Here is a 14,949-nt window from a genome sequence, read left to right on the forward strand (position 1 = left end):
ACGCCGCCTGAACCCAACCGCGACACATGTCATGAGCCCACACCACGACACATGTCCGGGGACACGACATCGGCGTGACGCCGACGGATCTCCTCCGCGCCTACACCCGGGCCAGGAGGTCGCTGACCAGCGGGTCGACGGTGTCGCGGACGGCGGTGTTGGCGTAGAGGAACCACAGCGCGGCCAGGACGAACGCCGGCACGAGCACGGCCTTCTCCAGCCACGCGCCGGTGCGCATCGGGGTCAGGACGAGCCGGCATCGGTGCACGATCCAGATCAGCGGCACCGGGACGCCCTGCTTGGTGATCATGTCCCCGGCGATGTGCACCAGGCAGCCCAGCCCCACCGCCCAGGGCAGCCACATCGGCTGGGGCATGTGCGCGAGCAGCAGCCAGGCACCGGCCCAGGACAGGACCAGGTTGCCGACGACGGTGTTCTCGGCGCGTCCGGGGATGATGAAGTGCAGCGCCCGCAGCGCCAGGCCGATCGCCAGCGCCATGAACAGCAGGCTCGACCAGTAGGTCCGCGCGGCGGCCACCGCGAGCGCGCCGAAGGCCAGCGGTGCGATCAGCGCGTCGTGGGTGCCCCAGCGGTGCCCCTGGGCGAGCCGGCCGATCGCGCCCGAGGGCACGTCGGTGAGCGGGCCCCACATGTCCGAGACCGTGGAGCCGTGGGCGTCGAGGTCGGGCAGCATGGCGAAGCCGCCGACGGCGGCCACCCACGCGACCTGGGCGACCGTCCCGTCGACCGGGGCCCAGGGCAGCGACGCGGCGCCGACGGCCAGGCCCGACAGGGCGTGGGAGTGACCGAGCACGCGCGGAGAGTGCCGCGCCGCGCGCCGCGGGCGGGGGAGGCGCGCGGGAGGGCCAGGCCTGCGCGGCCACCGCGGCCCGGCGACCGGCCGACCGGGGTCGGGCCGGGGGCGACCGCCGGCGGGGCTCCGGGCAGCGCCGGGAGCCCCCGCGGGAGCGGCCGCCTACTCCTCGTCGTCGTCGGTGCCGCCGCGGGCCAGCCACGTGGCCAGCCGCTCGACGGGCACCTCGAACTCCGGGTTCTGGTCGACGAAGGCCTGGAGCTGGTCGGCCAGCCAGGCGAGGGAGACCTGCTCCTCGCCACGCCGGTCGACCAGCTCCTCCAGGCCCCTGTCCGTGAAGTACATCGCCGGTCGAGCGCCCGTCAGTCGGCGAAGGCCTGCGCGACGAGCCGGCGCTGCTCGACCTCGTGCACCTTGGCCGACCCGACGGCCGGGCTGGCCGACGCCCGGCGGCTGACCGGCCGCAGCCGCCGGCCCTCCGGCATGTCCGTGTACAGGTGCAGGGCGATGAACTGCCAGGCACCCATATTCGCCGGCTCCTCCTGCACCCAGACGACGTCCGAGGCGTTCGGGTAGCGCTCCAGCTCCGCGTGGATCTGCTCGACCGGCAGCGGGTACAGCTGCTCGACCCGCACGACGGCGACGTCCCGGACCCCGGCGCTCTCCCGGTGGGCCATGAGGTCGTAGGCGACCTTGCCGCTGCACATCAGCACGCGGCGCACCGCGCCCTCGTTGAGCGGCTGCCCACCGATGCCCGGGTCGGGCAGCACGGGGCGGAAGCCCTGGTCGGTGAACTCCGAGACCGCGCTGACCGCGGCCCGCGAGCGCAGCAGCGACTTCGGCGTGAACACGACCAGCGGTCGGTGCACGTCCGACAGCGCCTGGCGCCGCAGCAGGTGGAAGTAGTTGCCCGGGGTCGAGCAGTTGGCGACCGTCATGTTGTTCTCGGCCGACAGCTGCAGGAACCGCTCGATCCGGCCGCTGGAGTGGTCGGGGCCCTGGCCCTCCAGGCCGTGCGGCAGCAGCAGGACGACGCCGGAGCGCTGCCCCCACTTGGCCTCGCCGGAGCTGATGAACTCGTCGATGACCATCTGCGCACCGTCGACGAAGTCGCCGAACTGCGCCTCCCACAGCACGAGCGCCTTGGGGTTGGCCACCGAGTAGCCGTACTCGAAGCCCAGCGCGGCGTACTCCGACAGCAGCGAGTCGTAGACGAAGAACTTCGCCTGGTCCTCCGACAGGTGCAGCAGCGGCGTGTACTCCGCGGCGTTCTCCCGGTCGATGAGCACGGCGTGCCGCTGGACGAAGGTGCCCCGGCGGGAGTCCTGGCCGGCGAGGCGGACCGGGACGCCCTGCATGAGCAGCGACCCGAAGGCGAGCAGCTCGCCCATCGCCCAGTCGATGCCGCCCTCGCTGACCATCGCCGCCCGCCGCTCGAGCATCTTCTGCAGCTTCGGGTGCGGCGTGAAGTCCGGCGGAAAGGAGACGTGCGCGTCGCCGATCGCCTTGAGCACCTCGCCGGAGATGGCCGTGGCGACGTCGGACTCCTGCGCCGTCCGCGGGTCCATGACCGGCTCGGGCTTGGACGTGTCCCGCGCGTCGTGCGTCTCGGCGAAGGCCCGCTCGAGCTGACCGCGGTAGTCCTTCAGGGCCTCCTCGGCCTCCTGCAGGGTGATGTCCCCGCGGCCGATCAGCGCCTCGGTGTACAGCTTCCGGACCGACCGCTTGCGGTCGATGATGTCGTACATCAGGGGCTGGGTCATCGAGGGGTCGTCGCCCTCGTTGTGCCCGCGGCGCCGGTAGCAGACGAGGTCGATGACGACGTCCTTGCGGAACTCCTGCCGGTAGTCGACCGCCAGCCGCGCCACCCGCACGCAGGCCTCGGGGTCGTCACCGTTCACGTGGAAGATCGGCGCGCCGATCATCCGGGCGACGTCGGTCGAGTAGAGGCTGGAGCGGGCCGCGGCCGGGCTGGTGGTGAAGCCGACCTGGTTGTTGATGACGACGTGCACGGTGCCGCCGGTGCGGTAGCCGCGCAGCTGCGAGAGGTTGAGCGTCTCGGCGACCACGCCCTGCCCGGCGAACGCGGAGTCGCCGTGCAGCAGGACGGGCAGCACCGTGAAGCCGCTCTCACCCTTGTTGATCATGTCCTGCTTGGCGCGGGCGATGCCCTCCAGGACCGGGTTGACCGTCTCCAGGTGCGAGGGGTTGCTCGCCAGGGAGACGGCGATCTCCTTGCCCTCGGCCAGCGGGTTGCGGAAGGTGCCGGTCGCGCCCAGGTGGTACTTGACGTCGCCGGATCCCTGGACCGTACCGGGGTCGATGTTGCCCTCGAACTCCCCGAAGATCTTGGCGTAGCTCTTGCCCAGGACGTTGGCCAGCACGTTCAGCCGGCCGCGGTGGGCCATGCCGATGGCGACCTCGTCGAGCTGGTGGTCGGTCGAGGCGATGAGCACCTCGTCCAGCAGCGGGATGACCGACTCGCCGCCCTCGAGGCTGAAGCGCTTCTGGCCGACGTACTTGGTCTGCAGGAAGGTCTCGAACGCCTCAGCGGCGTTCAGCCGCCCGAGGACGTGCTTCTGCTTCTCCCGGTCGGGCTGCTCGGCCTTGAGCTCCACCCGCTGCTGGATCCACTCCCGCTCCTCGGGATCGGTGATGTGCATGTACTCCACGCCGACCGTGCGGCAGTAGGAGTTGCGCAGCACGCCGAGGATGTCGCGCAGGGCCATCACCCGCTCGCCGGCGAACCCGCCGACGGGGAACCGGCGGTCCAGGTCCCACAGGGTGAGCCCGTGCTGGAGGATGTCCAGGTCCGGGTGGGTGCGGACCTTGAACTCCAGCGGGTCGGTGTCGGCCATGAGGTGGCCGTTGCGCCGGTAGGACTCGATGACCTCGATGACCCGGGCTTCCTTGTCGATCTGCCCCTCGCGGCCGACCCGCACGTCCGGCATCCAGCGCACCGGCTCGTAGGGGATCCGCAGCGAGCGGAAGACGTCGTCGTAGAAGCCGTCCTCGCCCAGCAGCAGCTGGTGCAGCCGGCGCAGGAAGTCGCCGGACTCGGCGCCCTGGATGATCCGGTGGTCGTAGGTCGAGGTCAGCGTGATGATCTTGGAGATGCCGAGCTCGGTGAGCGCGTCGGGGCTCATCCCCTGGAACTCGGCCGGGTACTCCATCGCCCCGACGCCGATGATCGCGCCCTGCCCGGCGGTCAGCCGGGGCACGGAGTGGTTGGTGCCGATGGTGCCGGGGTTGGTCAGGCTGATCGTGGTGCCCGAGAAGTCCTCGAGGGTCAGCTTGTTCTGCCGGGCGCGCCGGATGACGTCCTCGTAGGCCGCCCAGAACTGGGCGAAGTCCATCGTCTCGGCGGCCTTGATCGAGGCCACCACGAGCGACCGGGAGCCGTCGGGCTTGGGCAGGTCGATGGCCAGGCCGAAGTTGACGTGCTCGGGCTGGACCAGCACCGGCTTGCCGTCGACCTCGGCGAAGGCGCTGTTCATGTTGGGGAAGTCGTCCAGCGCGCGGACCAGCGCGTAGCCGATCAGGTGGGTGAACGACACCTTCCCGCCGCGGGCGCGGGTGAGGTGGTTGTTGATGATGATGCGGTTGTCGGCCAGGAGCTTGGCCGGCACCGCACGCACGCTGGTGGCCGTCGGGACGGTCAGCGAGGCGTTCATGTTCTTGACGACGCTGGCGGCGGCGCCGCGCAACGGCGACTGCTTCGGGCCCTCGCCGGCCGCGGCCGGCTGCGGCCTGGCCGCCTTCGGCGCGGGGGCCGCCGGGCGCTGCTGGTCGGTGCGGTCGGCGGCCCGGTGGACGACCGTGGCCTCCGTCTTCGCCTCGATGCCGACGGCGGCGGGCTTCGCGGCGGCGGGCTTGCCACCTGCGGGCTCGCCATCGGCAGGCCGACCACCTGCCGGCCGGGCGTCCGCCGGCCGTGCGGCGGGCTCCGGGGCGGGCTTCGACGCGGCGGCGCCGTCGCCGGCCGCGGCGGGCTGCGACGGCGCGGTCTTCCGGGCCGGGGCCGCCTGCGCCGCGGGGGCGGGCTCGCGGTCCGAGCTGCCGGACACGGGGCTGCCCGGCCGGTAGTCGGCGAAGAAGTCGTGCCAGGCCTGGTCCACGGTGGACGGGTCGGCGAGGTACTGCTGGTACATCTCCTCGACCAGCCACTCGTTGGTGCCGAAACCGGCCACCGCGGAGGAGGGGGAGGAGGGGGTGGACGGCCGGGAGGGGCTGGAGCTTGACACGGGGTCGAGTGCCTTCTTCGCATCGGTTGGACGTGTCTGGACCGGTGTCCGACTCTACGCCCGCCGGTTGCCGCGGACCGGCGGGCGTCGGGACGTCCCGGCCGCACGGGGCCGGCGGGGCGCCTGGGACGGCAGGGCACGCGCCGGTCGGACCGGGGGCCTCAGACCACGTCGCGCCGGCTGGCCAGGACGGTGCCCACGAACGCGGCCACCAGCCCGTAGGCCACCAGCAGGGCGGCTCCCTGCCACGCCGCCAGCAGGTCCGGCGCGTCGAAGTCGGAGGTGATGGCCTGCACCGCCCCGCCGGGCAGCCACTTGTACGCGCCCTGCAGCGCGCCGATCGAGGCGACGATCGGCTCGATGACGTTGAGGTAGACCAGGGAGCCGACGATCGCCCCGACCTGGTTGCGCACGAGCGCGCCGACGCCCACGCCGATGACCGTGAACACCACGAGGACCAGCCCCGACGCCGCCAGGGTCCGCAGGTTGTCGCCGGCCAGCGACGGGGCGGCGCCCCGGGCGCCGGCGTAGAGGAGGACGACGACCACCGTCACCGCCAGGACCGCGAGCGCCATGGGCACGGCCACCACGGCGTAGGCGAGCACCTTGGCCGCGATCACCCGGCCGCGGCGCGGTGTCGTGAGGAAGGTGGGCGTCGCCGTCCGGTGCCGGTACTCCTGGGTCATCCCGATTATCCCGAGGATCAGCAGGAGGACGCTGGCGTTGGCCGCCACGGAGAAGACCAGTTCCTCGTACTGGGCGGTGCCCACCGCGGGCAGCCCCGGACCACCGGCGCCGTCCTGGCCGGCGAGGGCGGTGAACAGCGCGGCGAACCCCCCGGCGAGGACGCACGCGCCGAGCAGCATGCCCAGCCACGTGCGGGTGGTGAACAGCTTGGTCCACTCGGACCGCACCAGCGCGCTCATCGGAGGTCTCCCTGCGTCCCGGCCGGAGCGGCGGCGTACTGCTCGGTGCCGCTGGTGAGCTGGAAGTAGATCTGCTCCAGGCCGCTGGACCGCGAGGCGAGCTCGTGCAGCTCCACCCCGGCGGCGAACGCCGTCGCGCCGATCTGGTCGGTCGTCGCGCCCGAGACGGTCAGCCGGGTGCCGTCCTCCACGGCGACGGACCGGCCCGGGCCCTCCAGCAGCGCGGCCAGGCGCGCCGCCTCGGGACTCCGGACGACGACGCTGCCCGCGCCCTCTGCCCCCGCCCGCAGCTCGGCCATCGAGCCCTCGCGGACCAGCCGGCCCCCGCCGACGATGACCACCCGGTCGACGGTCTGCTCGACCTCGGCCAGCAGGTGGCTGGAGACCAGGACCGTGCGGCCCTCCGCGTGGGCGAGGTGGCGCAGGAAGCCGCGCAGCCACTGGATGCCCTCGGGATCCAGGCCGTTGGCCGGCTCGTCGAGCACCAGCACCGCCGGATCGCCGAGCAGCGCCGTCGCCAGGGCCAGCCGCTGCCGCATGCCCAGGGAGTAGCCCCCGGCGCGACGACCACCGGCGTCGGCGAGCCCCACCTGGCGCAGCACCTCGTCGGCGCGGCCGACCGGGTAGCCCGCGGCGCGGCAGTAGACCCGCAGGTGGTTGCGGCCCGAGCGGGCGGGGTGGAACGCCGTCTCCAGGACCGCACCCACGGTGCGGGTGGGCTCGGGGAGGTCGCGGTAGGGGCGGCCGTTGAAGGTCGCGCCGCCGCTGTCGGCCACGAGCAGGCCGAGGGCCATGCGCAGCGTCGTCGTCTTGCCCGCCCCGTTGGGCCCGAGGAAGCCGGTCACCGACCCGGGCTCCACGGTGAAGCTCAGGTCGTCGACGGCGCGGACCGCGCCGAAGGTCTTGGTCAGGCCGCTGACCTCGACCCGGACGGGGTCGCGGGGAGCGGGGCCGGGAGCCGTGCTGCCGGTGGCGATGACGCCCTCCTGGGGACTCGGGACGTTGTCGTGACCATCCAACCGCACGGGAGCGACCTTGTTGCTACCAGTTTGCAAACAGCCGGCCGTGTCCTCCCGCCGGCGGTCTCGTTGCACCGGGCGCGCGGGGGACGCCGGTCACCTACAGTCCGGCGACGGGTCGAGAGAGCGGAGCGGGCAGACGTGAGCGGGTATCGCACGGTCGTCGTCGGCACGGACGGCTCGGAGTCCTCGTTGCGGGCCGTGGCCCGGGCCGGGGCCCTGGCCGGCGCCTGCGGGGCCCAGCTGGTCATCGCCTGCGCGTACCTGCCCGACGAGGCCGACGACCGCGAGCTCTCCCGCGCCCGGGACGTGCTCGGCGACGAGGCCTACCAGGTGGTCGGGTCCTCACCGGCCGACGAGACGGTCCGCACGGCCGCCGAGCGGGCGGCGTCGGCCGGCGCCGGCCGGGTGCGGTCGGTCGCCGTGGCCGGGTCGCCCGTCGAGGTGCTCATGGAGGTCGTCCGGCGGGAGGAGGGTGACCTGCTGGTCGTGGGCAACCGCGGGCTCAACAGCGTCAAGGGCCGGCTGCTCGGCTCGGTGCCGGCCGATGCCACGCGCCGGTCGGCCTGCGACGTGCTCGTCGTCCACACCACCGGCTGAGCCGCGGGCGGTCGCCGATGGACGAGCCGGACGCCGACGCCGGCAGAGGGGCGCGCGACGCGATCGAGCGGCTGCTGCTCGGTGGGCCGCGCCGGTGGACGCGGCGCCAGGTGGCGGAGATGGCCGGGATGCCCCCCGCCCGGACGCAGCGGCTGTGGCGCGCGCTGGGCTTCCCCGACGTCGCCGACGACGCCGCCGTCTTCACCGACGCCGACGTGCACGCGCTGGGCCTGCTCTCGTCGCTGATCGACGCCGGTTTCGTCGACGAGAACACCGAGGCCTCGATCGCCCGGGCGCTGGCGCAGGCCCTCTCCCGCCTGGCGGACTGGCAGGCGGACCTGCTGGCCGAGGTGCTCACCCGCGACGCCGAGGGCCCCGAGCGGGTGGACCCCGAGCAGGCGGTCGAGCGCACCCAGCGGGTGCTGCCGGTGCTGCGGGCGGTGCAGGACTACGTCTGGCGGCGCCACCTCGCCGCCAACGCCGACCGCCTGCTGGCCGGTCCCGGGGGCGGCGGGGACCGCCGGGAGCTCGCCGTCGGCTTCGCCGACCTCGTCGGCTACACGTCCCGCAGCCGCGGCATGGGCGGTCGCGAGCTCGGCGCGCTGATCGAGGACTTCGAGTCGACCGCGGCGGAGGTGGTCGCCCGCCGGGCCGGCCGGGTGGTCAAGACCGTGGGGGACGGCGTCCTGTTCACCGCGGCGACGGCGGCCGCGGCGGCCGACATCGCGCTGGACCTGCCCGAGGCCTGGCAGGCCGAGGACCGGCCCCCGCTGCGGGTCGGGGCGGCCTACGGGACCGTCCTCACCCACCTCGGCGACGTGTACTCGCCGGTGGTCAACCTGGCCAGCCGGCTGACCTCGATCGCCCGGCACGGAACCGTGCTGGTCGACCGGGAGCTCGCCCGCCGCCTCCGCGGGCTGCCGGACTTCCGGGTGCGGCCGCTGCGCCGGGTGTCGGTGCGCGGTTACGAACACCTGCAGCCGTGGCTGCTGCGCCGCCGTCCGCCGGGCGGGGACGACCCGGCCTTCGAGGCGATGCTCGACGAGATCGCCGACGACGTCCTCGACCAGGAGGGGGACGACGACCCCCCGGCGGACGAGCGCGAGAGCGGGTGAGCCGCCCTGGCAGGGTGGTGTCCCGTGAGCGCCACCCTCGTCGCCCGGGAACTGGCCGCCGGCCACGGTGCCCGCGTCCTGTTCTCCGGGCTGGACCTCGTCGTGGCCCCGGGCGACGTCGTGGGGCTGGTCGGCGTCAACGGGGCGGGCAAGTCCACCCTGCTGCGGATCCTCGCCGGTGAGCTGCCCGCGGAGTCCGGCAGCATCGCGCTGAACCCGCCGCACGCGACCGTGGGCCACCTGCCGCAGGAGAGCGAGCGGCGGCCGGGGGAGACCGTGGCCGGGCTGCTGGCCCGGCGGACCGGGGTCGCCGCGGCCCGGGCGGCGATGGACGCGGCGGCCGAGCGGCTGTCCGCCGGCGAGCCCGGGGCCGACGACGACTACGCCGAGACGCTGGAGCGCTGGCTGGCCCTCGGTGGGGCGGACCTGGACGAGCGGGCGGAGCAGGTGGTCGCCGAGGTCGCGCCCGGCGTCGTGCCGGACGCGCCGACCGCGGGGCTGTCCGGCGGGCAGGCGGCGCGGGTCGGCCTGGCCGCGCTGCTGCTGTCCCGCTACGACGTCCTGCTGCTCGACGAGCCGACCAACGACCTGGACCTGGCCGGGCTGGACCAGCTCGAGCGCTTCGTCTCCTCCGCGCGCAGCGGCGTGGTCGTGGTCAGCCACGACCGCGAGTTCCTCGCCCGCACGGTCACCCGCGTCGTGGAGCTCGACCTGGCCCAGCAGCTGGTCCGGGTGCACGACGGCGGCTACGACAGCTACCTGGTGGAGCGCGAGGTGGCCCGCCGGCACGCCCGCGAGGAGTACGAGGAGTACGCCGACACCCGCTCCGAGCTCGAGGCGCGGGCCCGGATGCAGCGCAACTGGCTGGCCAAGGGCGTCCGGGACTCGATCAAGAAGAAGAAGGACCCCGACAAGCACGTCACCGCGCACGCCCGCTCGACGGCGGAGAAGCAGGGCGCCAAGGCCAAGCAGACCGAGCGGCGGATCGAGCGGCTCGAGGTCGTCGAGGAGCCCCGCAAGGAGTGGGAGCTGCGGATGGAGATCGCCGCGGCGCCGCGCGCCGGGGCGGTCGTGGCGACGCTGCGCGGTGCCGTCGTCCGGCGGGGGGACTTCACCCTCGGCCCGGTGGACCTGCAGGTCGACTGGGGCGACCGGGTGGCCATCACCGGCCCCAACGGCTCCGGGAAGACGACGCTGCTGGCCGCGCTGCTGGACCGGGTCGCGCTCGACGAGGGCAGCGGGTCGCTGGGGCCGGCGGTGCGGATCGGCGAGATCGACCAGGCGCGCGGCCGGTTCGTGGGCCCCGAACCCCTGCTGGACGTGTTCTCGGCCGAGATCCCCGACCGGCCGACCGCCGAGGTGCGCACGCTGCTGGCCAAGTTCGGGCTGGCCGCCGATCACGTGCTGCGCCCGGTGCAGACCCTCTCGCCCGGGGAGCGGACCCGCGCGGGGCTCGCGCTCCTGCAGGCGCGCGGGGTCAACGTCCTGGTGCTCGACGAGCCGACCAACCACCTCGACCTCCCGGCCATCGAGCAGCTGGAGGAGGCGCTGGCCGGCTACCGGGGAACGCTGCTGCTGGTCACGCACGACCGCCGGATGCTGGCGGCGGTCGAGACGACGCGGCGCCTCGACGTCCGCGAGGGGCGGGTCAGCGCCGGCTGAGCCCGTCCGGCACGGCGGCCAGCGCGCGGCGGGCGCCGTCGGCCAGCGCCGCCGGGTCGCCGGTCGCGCCGGCGACCTCGGGCAGCAGGTGCAGCTCCACGACGGTGACGCCGGCGCCGGGCCGGCTCCGGACGGCGACCGGGCACACGGCCGCACCGGCCGCCGCGGCCGCGGCGAAGCCGGCGGGGGAGTGCCGGCCCGCCGGGCCGGGCCGCACCGTCACCGTGGTGCCGGCGGCCAGGGCGGCCGCGATCGCCCCGGTGGTCTCCGGCACGGTGGGCAGGCGCAGCGCCCGGGCGTGGCGTCCGCGGCGGGCGCCGTCGACGGCGACCGTCCCCGGCACCGCCGTCACCAGGGCGAGGTGGGCGAGGTCGGATCCGGAGTCGGCGACCACCAGGACGCCGGGGGCGCCCGGGCGGACCCGCGGCCAGGCGACGAGCGGGGCGTGCACCCGCACCCGGACGCCGAGCGCGGTCAGCAGGCGGGCGGCGCCGCAGACCGCGGCACGGCGGGAGGTGCCCGGGCGCAGGCCGGCGCCGGCGAGCACCGCGGCGGTGCGGAGCCGGCGGAGCGGGCGGACGTCGGGGTGCGGGGCGGCGGGCGCGATCAGCGTCGGGCTCACACCAGCAGCGTCGGCGCCGCAGGTGTCGGGGCGGTGACGGTGCGGGGACGGTCGCGCTGCGATCGCACGACGGCTGGTGCCGGGCCCGCCCGGCGGGCACGGCGGCGGCCGGGGGCCCGGCCGGTTACGGTCGTCCTCCGATCCTTCGACGACAGGAGGCAGGCGTGGCGGACGAGGGCCCGGCCGGCAACGCGGCCGAGAACGTGCTCGACATGTTCCGGCTCGACGGCAAGGTGGCGATCGTGACCGGGGCGTCGTCCGGCCTCGGCGTCGTCTTCGCGCGGGCGCTGGCGCAGGCCGGTGCCGACGTCGCGCTCGCCGCCCGGCGCGAGGACCGGCTGACGGCCACCCGCGAGGCGGTCGAGGCGGCCGGCCGGCGGGCGATCACGGTGCGCACCGACGTCGCCCGCCCCGAGGACTGCCAGGCGCTGGTCGACGCGACGATGGCCGAGTTCGGCCGGGTCGACGTCCTGGTCAACAACGCGGGCATCGGCACCGCGGTGCCGGCCACCCGGGAGACCCCCGAGCAGTTCCGCTCGGTCATCGACGTCAACCTCAACGGCTGCTACTGGATGGCGCAGGCCTGCGGGCGGGTCATGCAGCCGGGGAGCTCCGTCGTCAACATCTCCAGCATCCTGGGGCTGACCACCGCGGGGCTGCCGCAGGCCGCCTACGCCGCCAGCAAGGCGGGCCTGATCGGGCTGACCCGGGACCTCGCGCAGCAGTGGACCGGCCGCAAGGGCATCCGCGTCAACGCGCTGGCCCCCGGGTTCTTCGACTCGGAGATGACCGAGCAGTACCCGGAGGGCTACATCGACCAGCAGCTGGGCCGGGTGCTGGTCGGCCGGCCCGGCGACCCCATGGAGCTGGCCGCCGCGCTGGTCTTCCTGGTGAGCGCGGCCGGCGGCTACGTGACCGGCACGACCATCCCGGTCGAGGGCGGCCTGCTGACCAGTTGAGGGCGCCGGCGGCGGCCCCCTACGGTGCCGCCGTGCCCGAGACCCTGGACGAGCGGTTCACCGGCGACGACCTGGACCGCGAGGTCTGGTTCCCGTACTACCTGCCGCACTGGAGCTCGCGGGCGGCGTCGGCGGCCACGTACGAGGTGCGGGACGGCGGGCTGCGCCTCACGATCCCGGCCGACCAGCCGCTGTGGTGCCCGGACCTGCACCCCGAACCGCTGCGGGTCTCCTGCCTGCAGGCGGCCTGCCTGGCCGGTCCGGTCGGCAGCACCCGCGGCCAGCAGCCGTTCACCGAGGGCCTGGTCGTCCGCGAGGAGCAGCCCGACTTCCGCGGCCTCACGCCCACCTACGGCCACCTCGAGGTCACGATGCGCGCCACGGTCACGGCCCGGTCGATGGTCGCCTTCTGGCTGTCGGGCATCGAGGACGTGCCGGAGCACTCCGGGGAGATCTGCGTGGCCGAGGTGTTCGGCGAGACCGTCGCCGACGGGACGGCGGCGGTCGGCACGGGCCTGCACCGGTTCCGCGACCCGGCCCTCACCGAGGAGTTCTCCGCGGAGCGGATGACCCTCGACGTCGCCCGGGACCACACTTACGCCGTCGACTGGGCACCGGGCTCCCTCGTCTTCGCCGTCGACGGCGCGGTGGTCCGCCGGATCGCCCAGGCGCCCGACTACCCGGTCCAGCTCATGCTGGGCGTGTTCGACTTCCCGGCGAAGGCACCCGCCGGGCAGACGGGGGTGCCGGTTCCCGAGCTGGTCGTGTCCTCGGTCGTCGTCCGCCCGCTGCCCGGCTGAGCCTCGTCAGCGGGCGGCCTCGCCACGCTCCACGAGCCCGGCGATCCGGTCCGCCAGGTCGCCCCACAGCTCCCTCGGCAGGTCGTGGCCCATGCCCTCGACCACCCACAGCTCCGCGCCGGGGACCGCGGCGGCGGTGGCCCGGCCGCCGCTGACGTCGACCAGGGTGTCCTGCGCGCCGTGGACGACCAGCGTCGGCACCGCGATCCCGCCCAGGTGCGGCGTGCGGTCGTCGGTGGTGAGGATCGCGGCCAGCTGGCGGGCGACGCCGGCCGGGTCGTGGGCCCGGTCGAACGACAGGCCGGCCCGCTCGCGCAGCGACCCCTCGTCGAACTCGAAGCCCGGGGAGCCGATGACCCGGTAGGTGTCGACCGCCCGCTGCAGCGCCTCCTCGCGGGTGCGCGCCGCCGGGGCCAGGAGCACGCCGAGCGCGACCTCGGCCGGGCTGCCGACGCTGCGGTCGCCGGTGGTCGACATGATCGAGGTGAGGCTGCGCACGCGCGTCGGGTGCCGGACGGCCAGCGACTGGGCGACCATCCCGCCCATCGAGGCGCCCACGACGTGCGCGCTGCCCCAGCCGAGGGCGTCGAGCAGGCCGGCGGTGTCGTCGGCCATGTCGGCGAGCGAGTACGGCGCCGTCCCGGTACCCGCGAGCAGCGACACGACGTCGGGTGCACCGGCGTCGTCGAGGTGCGTCGAGAGCCCGATGTCGCGGTTGTCGAACCGGACGACGTGCATCCCGCGGGCCGCCAGCTCCGCGCAGAACCCGTCGGGCCAGCCGATCATCTGCGTGGCCAGCCCCATGACCAGCAGCAGCGGGGTGTCCCCGCGCGACCCGAACTCCTCGTAGGCGATCTCGACGTCCCCGACGCCGGTGCGCCGCACCCCGTTGTGCTCCATGACGCCGACGCTAGCCCGCCGGGTGTAGCAGGACGCGGGCGCCGGTGTGGCGGCGTCGCGGGCGGGCACCCCGGGAGCGTGACCGCCGTGCCGCGACCGCTCGCCCGCCGCCGCTCGCTGCTGACCGGGGCGATGCTGGGCGTCGGTGCCATGGCGGCGGCGGACGTCGTCGTCTTCCACCTGGTGCTGGGCTGGCACCACTTCTACGACCGCTCCACCACCGCCGTCGGGCTGCTGTCGGACGGCCTGCTGCAGACGGTCTACCTGGCGCTCCTGGTCGCCGGCGCGTTCCGGCTGGCCGACGCGCGGCGGGCCGGCGCGCTGGCCCGCCGGTCCGCCCTGGCCGGGTTCGTCACCGGTCTGGGCGGGTTCCAGCTCTTCGACGGCGTGGTCGACCACAAGGTGTTCCGGCTGCACCAGGTCCGCTACGGCGTCGACCTGTTCCCCTACGACCTGGCCTGGATCGGCGGCGCGGTGCTGCTGCTCGTCGCCGGAACGGCCCTGGTGCTCGCCTCCCGCGGCGAGGGCCGCGACCCGGCGTGACCGGCGCGCTGGCCGCCGGCTGGCTGTTCGCCGGAGGCGCGGCGCTGCTCCCCGCTGCGTTCTACCTCGCCGGTGTGCGCGTGCGCCGCGACGGCGGCCGGACGTGGCCACCCGGGCGGACGGCGGCCTGGCTGCTGGGGTGCCTGCTGGTGGGCGCGGCGCTCGCGCCGCCGCTGGAGGAGGCCGCCGCCGGTGCGCCCGGCCACATGGTGCAGCACCTGGTCCTGGGCGCGGCCGCGCCGCTCGCGCTCGTGCTCGGTGCTCCGCTGACGGTCCTGCTGGGGGCGCTGTCCCCGCCCGCGCGCCGGCCGCTCGCCGCCGTCCTGCACGCACCGGCGCTGCGGGTCCTCGTGCATCCGGCCACCGGTGCCGTCCTGACCTCCGGCGGCCTCTGGCTGCTGTACGCGACCCCGCTCCACGTGCTGAGCACCCGCTCCGGGGCGGTGCACGTCCTCGTGCACGGGCACCTGCTGGCCGCCGGGTGCCTGTTCGCCTGGGCCGTGGCCGGTCCCGACCCCGCGCCGCGGCGGCCGGGCACCGGCGTGCGCGTGGCCGCCGTCGTCGCGGCCGGCGGGTCGCACGCGGTGCTGGCCCGGCTGCTTTACGCGCGGGCCGGGGAACTGCCTCCCGGCGCCGGGCCGGCCGCACCGGAGGTCGAGGTGGCCGCCCAGGTCATGTACCACGGCGGCCACCTCGCCGACCTCGCGCTGCTGGTCGCCCTGTTCGCCGCCCGGTACCGCCGCGG

At 75.1% G+C, this 14,949-nt stretch carries 13 protein-coding genes and 1 pseudogene; 7 read left to right on the forward strand and 7 right to left on the reverse strand.

Annotation, left to right across the window (positions count from 1 at the left end; genetic code table 11):
* Positions 1-100: 100 nt before the first annotated feature.
* The 5 genes from ACK586_RS16730 to ACK586_RS16750 form a co-directional block, all read right to left on the reverse strand.
* Positions 101-814, reverse strand: a complete 714-nt coding sequence (locus tag ACK586_RS16730; RefSeq protein ID WP_409331630.1) for a metal-dependent hydrolase — start codon at positions 812-814, stop codon at positions 101-103.
* A gap of 162 nt (positions 815-976) precedes the next feature.
* Positions 977-1,159 carry a DUF6104 family protein gene (locus ACK586_RS16735; protein WP_409331631.1) on the reverse strand — a complete coding sequence of 61 codons (183 nt, stop codon included), beginning with the start codon at positions 1,157-1,159 and terminating at the stop codon, positions 977-979.
* 17 nt (positions 1,160-1,176) lie between these two features.
* Entirely contained in the window at positions 1,177-5,058 is a 3,882-nt protein-coding gene (locus ACK586_RS16740) for a multifunctional oxoglutarate decarboxylase/oxoglutarate dehydrogenase thiamine pyrophosphate-binding subunit/dihydrolipoyllysine-residue succinyltransferase subunit (protein WP_409331632.1), read from the reverse strand.
* Between the two features lie 161 nt (positions 5,059-5,219).
* The gene (locus ACK586_RS16745) at positions 5,220-5,984 is read right to left on the reverse strand and encodes an ABC transporter permease subunit (RefSeq protein ID WP_409331633.1); all 765 of its coding nucleotides are present in this window, start codon (positions 5,982-5,984) and stop codon (positions 5,220-5,222) included.
* Positions 5,981-7,009, reverse strand: coding sequence for an ABC transporter ATP-binding protein (locus ACK586_RS16750; protein ID WP_409331634.1), 1,029 nt, complete (start codon positions 7,007-7,009; stop codon positions 5,981-5,983). The genes ACK586_RS16745 and ACK586_RS16750 overlap by 4 nt, the downstream gene beginning before the upstream one ends.
* Before the next feature lie 135 nt (positions 7,010-7,144).
* Between ACK586_RS16750 and ACK586_RS16755 the strand changes: the two genes are divergently transcribed.
* From ACK586_RS16755 to ACK586_RS16765, 3 genes are read left to right on the forward strand one after another with little or no spacing between them, the layout of a single operon-like run.
* Entirely contained in the window at positions 7,145-7,603 is a 459-nt protein-coding gene (locus ACK586_RS16755) for a universal stress protein (protein ID WP_409331635.1), read from the forward strand.
* A gap of 17 nt (positions 7,604-7,620) precedes the next feature.
* The gene (locus ACK586_RS16760; RefSeq protein ID WP_409331636.1) at positions 7,621-8,718 is read left to right on the forward strand and encodes an adenylate/guanylate cyclase domain-containing protein; all 1,098 of its coding nucleotides are present in this window, start codon (positions 7,621-7,623) and stop codon (positions 8,716-8,718) included.
* Positions 8,719-8,742: 24 nt separating this feature from the next.
* A complete protein-coding gene (locus ACK586_RS16765; protein WP_409331637.1) occupies positions 8,743-10,380 on the forward strand; it encodes an ABC-F family ATP-binding cassette domain-containing protein in 1,638 nt (545 codons plus the stop codon).
* Here ACK586_RS16765 and ACK586_RS16770 read toward each other — a convergent pair.
* Entirely contained in the window at positions 10,367-11,002 is a 636-nt protein-coding gene (locus ACK586_RS16770; RefSeq protein ID WP_409331638.1) for a hypothetical protein, read from the reverse strand. The two genes, ACK586_RS16765 and ACK586_RS16770, sit on opposite strands and share 14 nt — an antisense overlap.
* A 164-nt stretch (positions 11,003-11,166) precedes the next feature.
* On the opposite strand from ACK586_RS16770, the gene ACK586_RS16775 reads away from it, so the two are divergent.
* Together ACK586_RS16775 and ACK586_RS16780 are read left to right on the forward strand one after the other, a co-directional pair.
* The gene (locus ACK586_RS16775; protein ID WP_409331639.1) at positions 11,167-11,961 is read left to right on the forward strand and encodes an SDR family NAD(P)-dependent oxidoreductase; all 795 of its coding nucleotides are present in this window, start codon (positions 11,167-11,169) and stop codon (positions 11,959-11,961) included.
* Between the two features lie 32 nt (positions 11,962-11,993).
* Complete coding sequence (locus ACK586_RS16780) at positions 11,994-12,761, forward strand: glycoside hydrolase family 16 protein (RefSeq protein WP_409331640.1); 768 nt, start codon at positions 11,994-11,996, stop codon at positions 12,759-12,761.
* Positions 12,762-12,767: 6 nt separating this feature from the next.
* On the opposite strand, the gene ACK586_RS16785 is transcribed toward ACK586_RS16780, so the two are convergent.
* Positions 12,768-13,661 carry an alpha/beta fold hydrolase gene (locus ACK586_RS16785; protein WP_409331641.1) on the reverse strand — a complete coding sequence of 298 codons (894 nt, stop codon included), beginning with the start codon at positions 13,659-13,661 and terminating at the stop codon, positions 12,768-12,770.
* An 87-nt stretch (positions 13,662-13,748) separates the two neighbouring features.
* Between ACK586_RS16785 and ACK586_RS16790 the strand changes: the two genes are divergently transcribed.
* Together ACK586_RS16790 and ACK586_RS16795 are read left to right on the forward strand one after the other, a co-directional pair.
* On the forward strand, positions 13,749-14,204 hold the full coding sequence (locus ACK586_RS16790) for a DUF2243 domain-containing protein (RefSeq protein WP_409331642.1): 456 nt from the start codon (positions 13,749-13,751) through the stop codon (positions 14,202-14,204).
* Positions 14,201-14,932 (forward strand): annotated as a pseudogene (locus ACK586_RS16795) (cytochrome c oxidase assembly protein); the annotation flags it as partial. The gene ACK586_RS16790 and the pseudogene ACK586_RS16795, both read left to right, overlap by 4 nt.
* Positions 14,933-14,949 lie beyond the last annotated feature (17 nt).

It is taken from the genome of Trujillonella humicola (assembly GCF_046233715.1).
GTDB classification, from domain to species: Bacteria; Actinomycetota; Actinomycetes; order Mycobacteriales; family Geodermatophilaceae; genus Trujillonella; species Trujillonella humicola.